Origin of the sequence: Mesorhizobium huakuii, assembly GCF_014189455.1 — a bacterium.
Lineage (GTDB): Bacteria > Pseudomonadota > Alphaproteobacteria > Rhizobiales > Rhizobiaceae > Mesorhizobium > Mesorhizobium huakuii_A.
In genome coordinates this window covers 1,321,902-1,334,671 of record NZ_CP050296.1, presented here as the reverse complement: position 1 = coordinate 1,334,671, position 12,770 = coordinate 1,321,902, and the positions used below count along the sequence as shown (strand labels likewise).

The following is a 12,770-nucleotide window of genomic DNA, read 5'->3' as shown; positions in this document are numbered from 1 at the left end:
TCGGCCTCGCGTAGCGCCTATGGTCGAACTTAAATCACAGACTTAGGCTGACAAGCGGAACAACAGTGACTATTTCGTGACGATGACGGAACACGACGAACATCGCCAACAAAGCCTTACGCAGGCAACCGAGGCGCGCGGCCTGGAAGCGCTGATCTCGCGCGCGGCGCGTGCCGGCAAGGGCGCGGCGCCCGTGGATCGCTGGAATCCCGACTTTTGCGGCGATCTCGACATGGAGATCAAGGCCGACGGCACCTGGTTCTATCTCGGTACGCCGATCGGCCGCATGCCCTTGGTGCAGCTTTTCTCCTCCGTGCTGCGCAAGGACGCCGACGGCAGGACCTATCTGGTGACGCCTGTGGAAAAGGTCGGCATCCGCGTCGCCGATGCGCCGTTCATCGCCGTCGAAATGGACGTTTCGGGCAGTGGCGACGAACAGATCATCACCTTCCGCACCAATGTCGGCGATGTGGTCGAGGCCGGGCCGGAACGGCCGCTGCGCTTCGTCGACGAGCACGACACCGGCGGCCTGAAGCCCTATGTGCTGGTGCGCGGCCGGCTGGAGGCGCTGGTGGGGCGGCCGGTCATGTACGAACTGGTCGGGCATGGCGAGGAGGTCGAGATCGGCGGCGAGACGATGTTCGCGGTGCGCTCGAAGGGTGCTGTGTTCCCGATTATGCCGGCGGACCAGTTGCAACGGCTGAGCGTATGATGGACCGCGTGTCGCTAATGCCGTTTTCATCGGCGGATTTTCGCGCGCGCTTCGCCGCGCAGCCGGACGCGCATGCCGACGACGACTATGGCGACCATCGTTTCAATCCAGGCCATCCGCGCCTCAACCAGGGCAAGCCACTGCGCAATGCGGCGGTGCTGATCCCGGTGGTCGACCATGAAGGCGAAGCGACGGTTCTGCTAACCAAGCGGGCCGAAAAGCTGCGCAGCCATTCGGGGCAGGTGGCCTTTCCCGGCGGCACCATCGATTCCACCGACTCCAGCCCGGAGGCGGCGGCGCTGCGCGAGACCTTCGAGGAGATCGGCCTCGGCCAGGACCGTATCGAGATCATCGGCCGCATGCCCGACTACGTCGCCGGCAGCGGCTACCGCATCGCGCCGGTGCTGGGCATCGTGCAGCCCGGCTTCCAGCTGGCCTTGAACGCTGAGGAGGTCGATGCCGCCTTCGAAGTGCCGCTGCGCTTCCTGATGGACCCGGTGAACCATAAGCGCGACAGCCGCATGTGGAACGATCTCGAATGGTTCTTCTACGACATGCCCTATGGCGACCGGCGCATCTGGGGCGTCACCGCAGGCATCATTCGCACGCTCTATGAAAGGCTCTATGCGTGAGTGTTTCGATCGCGGGCAGGGCCGACTGGCTCGCCGACAAGCATCTGCAGCGCCTGCTTGCCGCCCTGGCCGAAGGCGGTGAAGAGGTGCGCATAGCCGGCGGCGCCGTACGCAACACGCTGATGGGCCAGCCGGTCGCCGATATTGACATCGCCACCACCTGTTTGCCTGAGGAAACCATCCGCCGCGCAGAGGCGCAAGGTTTCAAGCCGGTGCCGACCGGCATCGAGCACGGCACCATCACGGTGGTCGCCGGCGGCAAGCCCTATGAAATCACCACCTTGCGCGCCGATGTCGAGACCGATGGCCGCCGCGCCAAAGTGTCGTTCGGGCGCGACTGGAAGCTGGATGCCGAGCGGCGCGACTTCACCATCAATGCACTCTACTCCGAGGCGGATGGCGCCGTCGTAGACCTGGTCGGCGGTATCGCCGACATCGAGGCGCGGCGGCTGCGCTTTATCGGTGATGCGGAGGCGCGCATCCGCGAGGATTATCTGCGCATCCTGCGCTTTTTCCGCTTCTTCGCCTGGTATGGCGAAGGCCGGCCGGACGCCGAAGGGCTGAAGGCCTGCGCCAGGCTGAAGGAGGGCTTGGCCCAACTCTCGGCGGAGCGCGTCTGGTCCGAGCTGAAGAAGCTTCTGTCGGCGCCGGACCCATCGCGGGCGCTGCTGTGGATGCGGCAGGCCGGTGTCTTGACCGCCGCGCTGCCGGAAAGCGAGAAATGGGGCATCGACGCCATCCATGGGCTGGCCAAGGCCGAGAAGGATCTGGGCTGGGCGGCTGATCCGCTGCTCAGGCTGGAGGCGATCGTGCCACCGGATGCCGCGCGCATGAAGACGCTGGCCGAGCGGCTCCGGTTTTCGACCGCGGAATCAGACCGCTTGCGCCACTGGGCACTGGCCACCACCGTCGAGCCGAAGACGACCGAGGGCGAACTGGCAAAAAGGCTCTATCGCGGCGAGCGGCAAGGGTTTGTCGATCGGCTGCGGCTGTCGCTTGCCGCCGCACGCATGCGCGCCGTCGAGAACAATGACGCGCTGCTCGAAGCCGGCGGCTTTTTCGCGACTGCTGGCCTTCGCGCTCAAATGGGAAAAACCGGTGTTTCCGCTGAAAGGCGCCGATCTGACGGCGCTCGGCGCAACGCCGGGGCCGAAGCTCGGCGAAATCCTCAAGAACCTCGAAACGGAATGGATCGAGGCGGGATTCGCGCCGGATCGCGGCGCGCTGCTTGACCGCGCGGCAAAGGCGCTGGAAGCCTAGAACGCGTAGCGCTCGAACGGATACAGGCGACGTGCTCGTCGAGCGAAACGCTAGGCGCCTACCTGATTGCTACCGGAGCCAGGGCGCGAGAAAGGCTCGCCTCGCCCTTGCCGTAGACGGAGGGGTTATAGTTGACCAGTGTATCCGTACGAGCCGTATTGAGCAGATCGTTGGTGATCTGGGTCGGCGTCGCGCTGGTGAATTTGCTGCCGATGATCGCCGCGTATCCCGAGATGATCGGCGCGGCGAAGGACGTGCCATAAAGGCCGGTCTTGTCGCCAGTGACACCCACGACGAGGAAATGGCTCTGCACAGCCGTGTTGGAGCCGGCGTAGTTGGAATACCAGGCAAGCTGGGCCTTGTTGGACGTCGTGCCGTTGGTGGACAGCGCGCCGACGAAGATCGCCGAGGCTTTGCCAACCAGGGCAAGGTCGAGATAATCCTGCTGGCCGCCGGTGACGCCGCCCACGGCAACCGAGATCGTTGCCAGCCGCCTTCGAGACAACGGCCAGCCCTTTGGTGGCGTAGTAGATGATGGAAGCTTCCTCCGGTGCCCACCCGATCTGGTTTGAGCTGTAGCCCGCCTTGGCGTACATGCCGTAGCTCAGATTGAGCACGTTCAGGCCGCTCGTCAGCGGGACGTATGAACCGGTGGTGAAGTCTTTCGACCTTATGGTTGCCAGTGGCGCAACCATGCTGGCTTCCTCGCGGGTCCATTCACCGTGCCGCTGGGTTTGAACCCCGAGGCCGAAATTGCCGGAAAAGCGTGTCGAGCTGCTGAAGTCGTCGACCATGGTAATGGTGACGCCCTTGCCCTTGTAGCCGGCGGCCCATGCGGCGCCGACTTCGGGGCTCATCCAGTTCTGTACCGTCTGCGTCGCGGCGCGGCCGGGATCGTCGCGCTCACGCATATTGACCCGCCACCGTGGCAGAGCGCGGCCGTCTCATCGGCGTCGAGAGCGTCTTGCGCCAATGCGAATGGCGCCGAAAGGATGACAATAGCGGCGGCGAGGCCGAACTTCATGCAAGTACCCGACATGTTCCTACTCCAGTCAGACAACAACCAGGATGAGCGATCGCTTTCGGGGCGATGAATTCCGCATTCGCAGCCTCGCGGCGATCAGAAAGTAACACGGTAGTTCAGCCAGAGGTGCTGGCTTTCCGGTTTAGCATTAACCAGATATTTCAAGGTCTCCTCAGGCGCCATCTGGCTGGCCGCGAGCCGGCAATTGACGCTGTAGGTACCGAAGTCGCCATAGTCGGCTTCGCAGGACTTTTCGGTGAGCTTGCCGCCGAAGGTCGTGGTGAACGACAGGGAAAGCGTACTGTTGGGGCTGGGATGCATCTGAGTAAGGAACCCAAGCTTGAGGCTGGGCGCGATCCGATACTTCTCGCCCTCTTCTCCGGTCCCGAAACCCCAAAGGATGCCGGTATCCTCGGTGATCTGGGTCAAAAGGTCGACATGCATGTCGACCCAGCTCGCGCGGTACCATTGGTTGAACGAGACAAAGGTTCCGTTCTGGAGTTCGTAACCGCCATTGCCCAGGCCTCTCGCGCGATCGCTGAGCGGCGAACCCTGGTGGATGTCGACCAACGATGTCGTCATTTCCTGCGCAATAGCCGGGTACGCCCCAACCAGCACCCACAGCAGGAGCGCCGCCGTACGGAAACCCACTCGATTGCCGGATTTTTCGCGCATGCGCGAAACACCTCGCCCCACCGTTCCGGATCAGTGCCTGGTGGCGACGGGCTTCTCTGGCAGCCCACTGTAGCCGGATTATCCGCGCGACATTGACACGGGTTCGGTTACCGCAGGGTTTACTTTAGCGGAGGTAAATATAATTTTTTGACCTGGAAAATCTGTCTCGCGCCGCGACCGCGATGGCGTCAAACGCGAGCCGCGGGCCAAAGCTTTTTGAACCCGATGGTGAGCGCCGGCGCGGTTCGCTTGCCGCCGCTCACGAAGCAAAGCCGAGCGAAAGCCTAAGCGGCGTCGCGAACCTTCTCGATGCGCGAACGGATCGCCTCGACCATCGTCTCGCGGATAACAGTCTCGCCATGCGTCTCGCGCATATGCTCGACGGCACGGCGCATCACTTCGGCTTCCTCGTCGGCACGGGTGTGCCAGTCACAGCCGGGAACGAGCGACCCGCAGTGGAATGCCTTCATCGGATTTCTCCTTTTCCTCCGGGGAACCAATCGAGGCTCCGCCACTTTTTTGGCTCACGGTCCATTCCAGATTGAATTCCCGGACGTGAGCGGGGCGAAGACTATAACACGCAAGGGCCGGTCTGGTTGCATCAAAGCATCGTGCACCGCTTGCCCAGTGTCCGTAGATTTGGAGCAATTCCGGACGGAATTGCCCGGGCTGATCTTACGGCCAGCGCACCTCTGGCGGCAGACTGGACAGGATCGACGCGACATTGCCGCCGGTCTTCAGGCCGAAGATGGTGCCGCGATCATGAAGCAGGTTGAATTCGACGTAGCGGCCACGGCGGATCAGCTGTTCGTCGCGGTCGCCGTCCGTCCAGTTCTCGTTGAAATTGGCGCGCACGAGATGGCCGTAGACGACGAGGAAGGAGCGCCCGACATCCTGGACGAAGTTGAAGTCGGCATTCCAGCCGCCTCTGTCCTCGGCCGAATGCAGCCAGTCGAAGAAGATGCCGCCAACGCCGCGCGGCTCGTTGCGGTGGGGCAGGAAGAAGTACTCGTCGCACCAGGTCTTGAATTTCGGATGGTCGGCGACCCCGGCGTTCTTCTCGCAAGCGAACTGCATGGCGCGGTGGAAGGCGACGGTGTCAGGATCGCCCTGGGTGCGGCGGCGGTCGAGCACCGGCGTCAGATCGGCGCCGCCGCCGAACCATTGCCTGGAGGTAACCACCATGCGCGTGTTCATGTGCACGGCCGGAACGTTGGGGTTCCAGGGATGGGCGATCAGCGAGATGCCGGAGGCCCAGAAGCGCGGGTCTTCCTCGGCGCCGGGCATCTGCTTCCTGAATTCGGGCGAGAACTCGCCATAGACGGTCGAAGTGTGGACGCCGACCTTCTCGAAGACGCGGCCATGCATCATCGACATGGTGCCGCCGCCGCCCTTGCCCTGGTCACGCTCCCATGGCGCCTTTTCGAACCGGCCCGGCGACCATGAGGCGAGAGGGCCCTGGAGATCCTGCTCGATCTGCTCGAAGGCGCCGCAGATGCGTTCGCGCAGCGCCTCGAACCACAGGCGCGCCTTCATCTTCTTCTCTTCGATGTCGGCGGGCAGGCCAGCCGGTATTTCAGGTCGTTCCAAGTGCCGTCTCCGGTTGCGGGGCGGCCCGCCCCTACAAATGACTCGTCTTTTGCCGGCGCGATCCCTAATCTCTTAGGGAACAGGGTCAAGTCACTTTGCTTTCGCGCATGATCCTTTCCGAAGCCAGGGTTCCGGTTTCGGGGTCATGTGCCAGGTGCAAGGAGTTGTTTCGTGCGCACCCCGGCAAGACCGCCGCTGGATGGCCTGAAGAAAAGGCTCGACCAGAGCCGGGCCGAACGCGCGCGTATGCCGCGCGACGGCTTTTTGCGCGAGACCTTCGTGCTGCCGCGCTCCGATGCGCGCCTCAAGGCCAAGGAATGGTTCGAGCGCTTCCCCAAGCAAGCCTACTGGACCGAGATCGAAAGCTGGTTCGAGCGCCCGGGTGATTTGATCGAGTTCACCATCCGGCGCTTGCCGGCGGCGGACTAGTTGCTGTCACAACGAAAACAGATCGCGCATTCTTTGAGAATCCAAGACCAGGTTCTCTCCAAGCAACCTGCCGAATTTCTCGAACCCCATCTTCCGCGCCTCCTCGAAGCTCACCGAGGTGTACAGGGTTGGCATGCCGCCGGAGTCGATCCGGTAGATCGTTATGAGTTGTGTCTCTTCCTCTGCCTGAATCAGGTGTCCCAGCACTGACGTACCTCCTTTGTCGCGCCGCATTCCACTCAAGGCGCAATTAGTCTCCGCGCCCCCGTTCCTTCCCTTGCCAGTCTGTCGCCCTTGTTCCTGAGCGGGCATTTGTCGATCGACATGCAGCCGCAGCCGATGCAGTCGGTCAGTCCGTCGCGCAGTTTCTTCAGTTGGGCGATCTTGTGGTCGAGCCCGTCGCGCCAGGCGGTCGACAAAAGGTTCCAGTCGTCGCGCGTCGGCGTGCGGCCTTCGGGCAGGGATGCCAATGCCTGGCCGATTTCGGCGAGCGAGATGCCGACCTCCTGCGCGACCTTGATGATCGCCACCCGCCGCAGCACGTCACGGCCGTAGCGGCGCTGGTTGCCTGACGTGCGGTGGCTGCGGATCAGCCCGCGCGCTTCATAGAAATGCAGGGCCGATACCGCGACACCGCTGCGCATGGCCACCTGGCCGACCGTCAATTCCGTTACTGGAGCCATTTCCCATTTTCCGCTTGACCTCAAGTTAACTTGAGCTTGTAGCGAAGAAATGTTGGTAGGGCAAATGACAGGAGAAGGCGATGTGCGCCTGGGTGAGAATGGCTGGAGAAACCACTGCCGTAAGCAATGGCAAGGGTGGAGTTGCCGACGGGCCGCGGATTCTATCCGAGCTGCCGGACAGCTTCGCCCGCCACCATGGCGACGGAGAGCGCGACGTTGATGCTGCGAGCGGTACCCTGCATAGGGATGGTCAGCCGCGCATCCGCCGCCTGATGGACCGCATCCGGCACGCCTGCGGATTCGCGGCCGAACAGGAGGATGTCGCCGTCCGCGAAGCTGAAGTTGGTGTAAGGGGTCGTCGCTTTGGTCGACAGAAGCACCAGCCGATCCGCGCGAGCCTTGCGCCACTGCTCGAAGGCCTGCCAGTCGACATGCCGGGTCAGGGCGGCCATTTCGAGGTAGTCCATGCCGGCGCGCTTGAGCGCTTTGTCGGAGAGCGGAAAGCCGGCCGGTTCGATGATGTCGACGCCAAGGCCGAGGCAAGCGGCGAAGCGCAGGATTGTCCCGGTATTGCCGGCGATGTCCGGCTGGTAGAGCGCGATGCGGAGACGACGGTTCATTTCCGCATCCTTCTAATAAGTGGCAGATCGGCCACAGGGGCTTCCCGGTTTTGGAAATTGCTGGACCTGCAGGTGGCCATTTTCTGCGAAGTCGGGTATACGGCCAGCATTGTCAACCCGAACCGATGGAGGGGAAACTCATGATGACCATGCACATCCAGCGCCCCTCTCTTGGGCTTACCTGCCTGCTGGCGGTTTCGGTACGACAATTCTCCTGACTCTCTAAGACTTGATCGCACCGATTCCCGCCGAAACACCTTTTCGGCTCTCGAAGGAATCCTGCGATGTTTTTCAAAAAGTCAAAAGGGCTGAACGCCCCACCTGAACGTGTCTGGACTGACGCTCGCCGTGTCCAGACAGACGCAATCCATCCCTCCGGTCGAATGCCGGCGGACGATGTTGCTTCGCCTTTTCATCTCTATTTTCATACGGAGGACGGACCGATGTTCGATCCCAGAATACCTGGCTCGAGGAGCCTGCATATCCACCGACTGCCGACCTGGGCGCTGCTGATCGGCGACACCTATTCGTCAGCGGTCCATGCCGAAGTTCGCCGTCGGCCGCATCGCGGCATGCTGCCGGATGTCGATTTCTCGCGCGCGGTCCCGGATCCGAGCCGGCCCTCGCTGGTGCGCCGGATCATCCGACTGATCCGGCCAGGTGCGAAAATCCGGCTTGTCGACACCGCACCGTCAGGATCGACAAACGAGCCTGTCGGCGAAAAGCCCGCGAGCCCCTATATTGCGCGAAGCAGGGCCGACGGTCCGGATGATTCCGGACCGTCGGCCCTCGGCGCCACACGACCCGGGACCTTCGTACGTCGCCAAGCCGCGTAAGCGGAAAACAGATTTCACAGGCGTGACCCATGTTGTTGTTTAGCTGGTTTGAAAGAAGGCTCGATCCGTTCCCGGCAGCGGAACCCGTCGAGCCACCCAAGACGCTGGTCGCCTTCTGCCTGCATTATACGCGCGGCGCCTGGCCCTATATCCTTGTCGATGCGGTGCTGGTGACGGCGATCGCCATCGCGGAAGTGTGGATGTTCGGCTTCCTCGGCCGCATCGTCGACTGGCTGTCGGCACAGAACCGCGAAACCTTCCTGCAGACCGAGGGCTGGAAGCTCGCCGCGATGGCCTTCATCGTGCTGTTCGCGCTGCCGGGCACGGTGTGGCTGCATTCGCTGCTCAACCAGCAGACGCTGATGGGCAACTATCCCATGCGCATCCGCTGGCAGGTGCACCGCTACCTGCTCAAGCAGTCGATGAGCTTCTACCAGGACGAGTTCGCCGGCCGCATCGCTACCAAGCTGATGCAGACCGCACTCGCCGTGCGCGAATGCGTCATCAAGGTGATCGACGTGCTCAACTACGTCATCGTCTATTTCCTCGGCATGCTGTGGATCGTCGGCTCGGCCGACTGGCGGCTGGCCGCGCCGCTGGCCGTCTGGCTGGTCGGCTACATCCTGTTGCTGCGCTACTTCATCCCGCGCCTGGGCAAGGTCGGCGAGGAACAGGCCAATGCACGCTCGGTCATGACCGGCCGCGTCGTCGACAGCTATTCCAACATCCAGACGGTCAAGCTGTTCAGTCATGCCAAGCGCGAGGCCACTTTCGCCAGGGAAGGCATGATGGGCTTTCTCGACACTGTCTACCGGTCGATGCGGCTGGTGACGGTGCTTTTCGGCACGCTCTACATTCTGAACGCACTGCTGCTGTTCTCGGTCACCGCCATCTCGCTGTGGCTGTGGATGGGACAAGTGGTGACGATCGGCGCGGTCGCCGTGGTCATTGGCCTGGTGCTCCGGATGTGGGGCATGTCGCAGTGGATCATGTGGGAAATGTCGGGCCTGTTCGAGAACATCGGCACGGTGCAGGACGGCATCGCCTCGATCTCGTTGCGCGGCTGGTCGAGGACAGACGGGATGCGAAGGAGATCAGCGTTTCCAAGGGTGGGATCCGCTTCGAGGATATCCGCTTCCACTACGGCAAGCAGAAAGGCGTGATCGAAAACCTGTCGCTGACGGTGAAGCCGGGCGAGAAGGTCGGCATCGTCGGCCGCTCGGGCGCCGGCAAGTCGACACTGGTCAATCTGCTGCTGCGCTTCTACGATTTGGAAGGCGGCCGGATCCTGATCGATGGTCAGGAGATCGCCGGCGTGATGCAGGATTCTCTGCGGGCCCAGATCGGCATGGTCACGCAGGACACCTCGCTGCTGCATCGCTCGGTGCGCGAGAACATCCTCTATGGCCGCCCCGATGCTTCTGAGGAGATGCTTGTGGAGGCGGCGCGGCGAGCCGAGGCGCTTGACTTCATCGGCGGGCTTGCGGACCACAAAGGCCGCAAGGGGTTCGACGCTTATGTCGGTGACCGCGGCGTCAAATTGTCCGGCGGCCAGCGGCAACGCATCGCCATTGCTCGCGTTATGTTGAAGGATGCACCGATACTTATCCTTGACGAAGCGACGTCGGCGCTGGATTCCGAAGCGGAAGCCGCCATCCAGGAGAATCTCTACAAGCTCATGCAGGGCAAGACCGTCATCGCCATTGCCCACCGGCTGTCGACCATCGCGGCGATGGACAGGCTTGTGGTGATGGACCAGGGACGGGTCATCGAGGAAGGTTCGCACGACGAACTGGTCGCCAAGGGCGGGCTCTACGCGCAGCTCTGGCAGCGCCAGTCGGGTGGGTTCCTGCTCGAGGACATCCCGGCTGATATAGCCAACGATATTGTTGCCAACGACATTGGCGCAAAGGGGCAAGCCGCAGAATGATGGCCGCCGCATGATGACAGCCGTCTACCGCTGGTTCGAGAACTGGGTCTTTCCGTTCAGGGAGCCGGCGAATCTTCGGCCACCGTCCAGTGTCGGCGGGTTTCTCTGGCACTATGTCGGCCAGGCGAAGTTCGCCTTCTTCGCCATGCTGGTCATCGGCGGCATCGCGCCACTGGTCGAGGCAGGCCTGTTCTACTTCGTCGGGCGGCTGGTCGACATCCTCGACCAGCTTCCCGGCGAACGCAGCTGGCATGCGCTATGGACCGCCGCCGGGCCCGAGCTGGTGTTCATGATCGCGGTGGTGCTGGTCATCCGCACCATCGTCGTCGGCCTCTCGGCGCTGGTCGACGAGCAGACGATCACGCCAGGCTTCTACAACCTGGTGCGCTGGCAGGCGCACCGGCATGTGTCGCGCCAGTCCTACGCCTTCTTCCAGAACGATTTCGCCGGCCGCATCGCGACAAAAGTCTGGCAGGCGGGGCAAGCGACCGGCGATTTGATGGAAAGCTTCATCGAAGTCATCTGGTTCATGCTCATCTACACGGTGACGACACTGGCGCTGGTCGCCAGCCTTGACTTGCGGCTGGCGGTGCTGGTGGTGATCTGGATCGCGGCCTTCGGCTGGTTGGCAAAACTCTATCTGCCGGCGATCCGCAAGCATGCCGAGGCCACGGCAGAAGCAGGCTCGATGATCAATGGCCGCATCGTCGATTCCTATTCCAACGTGCAGACGCTGAAACTGTTCTCGGCCGACGGCGACGACCATTACATCAGGAACGGCTTCGACATCTATCTCGACGCGCTGCGCCCGTTCACACGCAGGCTCACCGGCGTGCGCATGGCGCTGACGACGCTGTCGGGTATCATGATCACGACGATCGGCTGTTTTGCCGTTTATCTCTGGGTCGAGGGCTCGATCACTGTCGGCGCGGTCGCCTTCACGCTGTCGCTGGTGCTGCGGCTCAACATGCTGCTTGGCCGGGTGATGATGCAGCTCAACGGCATCTTGCGAAATCTCGGCGTGCTGGAAAACTCCAAGGCGCTGATCTCGCAGCCGCTCGGCCTCATCGACGCGCCCGATGCCAGGGAGTTGGTCGTCGCCGGCGGGCGCATTGACGTGAAGGGCGTCGAGTTCCACTACGGCAAGAGGTTCGGTGTGCTGAACGGCATCGACCTTGTCGTCAAGCCGGGCGAGAAGGTCGGGCTGGTCGGGCCATCGGGCGCGGGCAAGACGACGCTCGCCAATCTGATCCTGCGGCTCTACGACCTGGAGGGCGGGTCGATCACCATCGATGGCCAGAACGTTGCTGAGGTGACGCAGAATTCACTGCGCGCCAATATCGGCGTCGTCAGCCAGGACACCGCCCTGTTCCACCGTTCGCTGCGCGACAACATCAAGCTCGGCATGCCCGACGCGACCGACGCCGAGGTGATCGTGGCGGCCAAGAAGGCCGAGGCGCACGACTTCATCCTGGGCCTGCGCGACAACAGGGATCGTGCCGGCTACGAAGCCTTTGTCGGCGAGCGCGGCGTGAAACTGTCGGGCGGCCAGCGCCAGCGCGTGGCGATCGCTCGCGTCTTCCTCAAGGACGCGCCGATCCTGATCCTCGACGAGGCGACCTCGGCGCTCGATTCCGACATCGAGGCGGCGATCCAGGAGAACCTCACCAGGCTGATGGAGAACAAGACGGTGATCGCCATCGCCCACCGGCTGTCGACGATCGCCGCGCTCGACCGCCTGGTGGTGCTGGACGGCGGGCGAATCGTCGAGCAAGGCACGCATGACGAGTTGGTGGCGCTCGATGGGCTCTATGCGCGGCTGTGGAAGCGGCAGTCGGGCGGCTTCCTCTATCACGAGGAAAGCGTGCTCGAAGAGACGCGGCCGGCGGAGTAGGCGCATGGGTGGATCGCCAGAGGTCGGCCCGGAGGTCGGCTATGTGCTCAAGCGGCTCCGGCCAACCACGCCGGCCTTCGACCGGTTGAAGGACGAGAGCCGGTTGGAGGGCTACTGGATGCTGGTGCGCCTGGCGGATGGCTGGGCAAGCGGCGGCAACAAGTTCCGGAAACGGGGCGAGGCCTTATTCGGGGCATGGCATGGCCGGGAACTCGCCGGCGTGTGCGGGTTGAACATCGATCCTTATGTCGAGGGCAGGGACCAGGGGCGGGTCCGGCACCTGTTCGTCAGCGCACCTTACCGCCGCGCCGGCCTTGGCCGCATGCTGGTCGAGACCGTCATCGATCGGGCACGCTGCTATTTCACCGTGTTGAACACTCGCGCGCCACCAGAAGCTTTCGGTTTCTATGAAAGGCTTGGCTTTCAGCCGGTGTTGGGTGAAGAATTCGTCACCCATCGCATGTCGTTCGAAAAAGGGGGCTGAA

At 62.9% G+C, this 12,770-nt stretch carries 13 protein-coding genes and 2 pseudogenes; 8 read left to right on the top strand and 7 right to left on the bottom strand.

Going from position 1 to position 12,770, the window contains the following annotated elements:
* Positions 1-82 precede the first annotated feature (82 nt).
* The 3 genes and pseudogenes from HB778_RS06715 to HB778_RS06705 all read left to right on the top strand — a co-directional run bounded on the left by HB778_RS06715 (position 83) and on the right by HB778_RS06705 (position 2,604).
* Positions 83-712 carry a DUF1285 domain-containing protein gene (locus HB778_RS06715; RefSeq protein WP_183465024.1) on the top strand — a complete coding sequence of 210 codons (630 nt, stop codon included), beginning with the start codon at positions 83-85 and terminating at the stop codon, positions 710-712.
* Positions 712-1,344, top strand: a complete 633-nt coding sequence (locus HB778_RS06710; RefSeq protein WP_183465023.1) for a CoA pyrophosphatase — start codon at positions 712-714, stop codon at positions 1,342-1,344. Before HB778_RS06715 ends, HB778_RS06710 begins: the two co-directional genes overlap by 1 nt.
* Positions 1,341-2,604: pseudogene (locus tag HB778_RS06705) on the top strand (CCA tRNA nucleotidyltransferase). The gene HB778_RS06710 and the pseudogene HB778_RS06705 overlap by 4 nt, the downstream one beginning before the upstream one ends.
* A gap of 58 nt (positions 2,605-2,662) precedes the next feature.
* On the opposite strand, the gene HB778_RS41335 reads toward HB778_RS06705, so the two are convergent.
* From HB778_RS41335 to hemF, 4 genes are all read right to left on the bottom strand, one after another.
* Complete coding sequence (locus HB778_RS41335; RefSeq protein WP_244661839.1) at positions 2,663-3,109, bottom strand: S8/S53 family peptidase; 447 nt, start codon at positions 3,107-3,109, stop codon at positions 2,663-2,665.
* Between the two features lie 615 nt (positions 3,110-3,724).
* A complete protein-coding gene (locus tag HB778_RS06695; protein WP_183462489.1) occupies positions 3,725-4,303 on the bottom strand; it encodes a hypothetical protein in 579 nt (192 codons plus the stop codon).
* 284 nt (positions 4,304-4,587) lie between these two features.
* Positions 4,588-4,773 carry a DUF1059 domain-containing protein gene (locus HB778_RS06690; RefSeq protein ID WP_095201919.1) on the bottom strand — a complete coding sequence of 62 codons (186 nt, stop codon included), beginning with the start codon at positions 4,771-4,773 and terminating at the stop codon, positions 4,588-4,590.
* Positions 4,774-4,978: 205 nt separating this feature from the next.
* On the bottom strand, positions 4,979-5,893 hold the full coding sequence (hemF, locus tag HB778_RS06685) for an oxygen-dependent coproporphyrinogen oxidase (protein WP_183462487.1): 915 nt from the start codon (positions 5,891-5,893) through the stop codon (positions 4,979-4,981).
* Positions 5,894-6,064: 171 nt separating this feature from the next.
* Between hemF and HB778_RS06680 the strand changes: the two genes are divergently transcribed.
* Positions 6,065-6,322: a hypothetical protein gene (locus HB778_RS06680; protein WP_023770299.1), complete on the top strand. Its 258-nt coding sequence runs from the start codon at positions 6,065-6,067 to the stop codon at positions 6,320-6,322.
* A 6-nt stretch (positions 6,323-6,328) separates the two neighbouring features.
* Here the strand turns inward: HB778_RS06680 and HB778_RS06675 are convergent, their stop codons facing one another.
* From HB778_RS06675 to HB778_RS06665, 3 genes are all read right to left on the bottom strand, one after another.
* Positions 6,329-6,529, bottom strand: coding sequence for a hypothetical protein (locus HB778_RS06675; RefSeq protein ID WP_183462485.1), 201 nt, complete (start codon positions 6,527-6,529; stop codon positions 6,329-6,331).
* A 32-nt stretch (positions 6,530-6,561) separates the two neighbouring features.
* Entirely contained in the window at positions 6,562-7,005 is a 444-nt protein-coding gene (gene soxR, locus HB778_RS06670) for a redox-sensitive transcriptional activator SoxR (RefSeq protein ID WP_183462483.1), read from the bottom strand.
* A 161-nt stretch (positions 7,006-7,166) separates the two neighbouring features.
* Positions 7,167-7,625, bottom strand: coding sequence for a tRNA (cytidine(34)-2'-O)-methyltransferase (locus tag HB778_RS06665; RefSeq protein ID WP_183462481.1), 459 nt, complete (start codon positions 7,623-7,625; stop codon positions 7,167-7,169).
* A gap of 443 nt (positions 7,626-8,068) precedes the next feature.
* On the opposite strand from HB778_RS06665, the gene HB778_RS06660 reads away from it, so the two are divergent.
* The 4 genes and pseudogenes from HB778_RS06660 to HB778_RS06645 all read left to right on the top strand — a co-directional run bounded on the left by HB778_RS06660 (position 8,069) and on the right by HB778_RS06645 (position 12,769).
* Positions 8,069-8,461: a hypothetical protein gene (locus tag HB778_RS06660; RefSeq protein ID WP_244661838.1), complete on the top strand. Its 393-nt coding sequence runs from the start codon at positions 8,069-8,071 to the stop codon at positions 8,459-8,461.
* A 29-nt stretch (positions 8,462-8,490) separates the two neighbouring features.
* Positions 8,491-10,391 (top strand): annotated as a pseudogene (locus HB778_RS06655) (ABC transporter ATP-binding protein).
* Between the two features lie 10 nt (positions 10,392-10,401).
* Entirely contained in the window at positions 10,402-12,285 is a 1,884-nt protein-coding gene (locus tag HB778_RS06650) for an ABC transporter ATP-binding protein (protein ID WP_183462478.1), read from the top strand.
* 4 nt (positions 12,286-12,289) lie between these two features.
* Positions 12,290-12,769 carry a GNAT family N-acetyltransferase gene (locus tag HB778_RS06645; RefSeq protein WP_183462476.1) on the top strand — a complete coding sequence of 160 codons (480 nt, stop codon included), beginning with the start codon at positions 12,290-12,292 and terminating at the stop codon, positions 12,767-12,769.
* Position 12,770 lies beyond the last annotated feature (1 nt).

Excerpts from the sequence above, each read along its gene's own strand:
- HB778_RS06715 (WP_183465024.1), top strand. The coding sequence starts at position 83 with ATGACGGAACACGACGAACATCGCCAACAAAGCCTTACGCAGGCAACC.
- HB778_RS06710 (WP_183465023.1), top strand. The coding sequence starts at position 712 with ATGGACCGCGTGTCGCTAATGCCGTTTTCATCGGCGGATTTTCGCGCG.
- HB778_RS06695 (WP_183462489.1), bottom strand. The coding sequence starts at position 4,303 with ATGCGCGAAAAATCCGGCAATCGAGTGGGTTTCCGTACGGCGGCGCTC.
- HB778_RS06690 (WP_095201919.1), bottom strand. The coding sequence starts at position 4,773 with ATGAAGGCATTCCACTGCGGGTCGCTCGTTCCCGGCTGTGACTGGCAC.
- soxR (WP_183462483.1), bottom strand. The coding sequence starts at position 7,005 with ATGGCTCCAGTAACGGAATTGACGGTCGGCCAGGTGGCCATGCGCAGC.
- HB778_RS06665 (WP_183462481.1), bottom strand. The coding sequence starts at position 7,625 with ATGAACCGTCGTCTCCGCATCGCGCTCTACCAGCCGGACATCGCCGGC.
- HB778_RS06660 (WP_244661838.1), top strand. The coding sequence starts at position 8,069 with ATGTTCGATCCCAGAATACCTGGCTCGAGGAGCCTGCATATCCACCGA.
- HB778_RS06650 (WP_183462478.1), top strand. The coding sequence starts at position 10,402 with ATGATGACAGCCGTCTACCGCTGGTTCGAGAACTGGGTCTTTCCGTTC.
- HB778_RS06645 (WP_183462476.1), top strand. The coding sequence starts at position 12,290 with ATGGGTGGATCGCCAGAGGTCGGCCCGGAGGTCGGCTATGTGCTCAAG.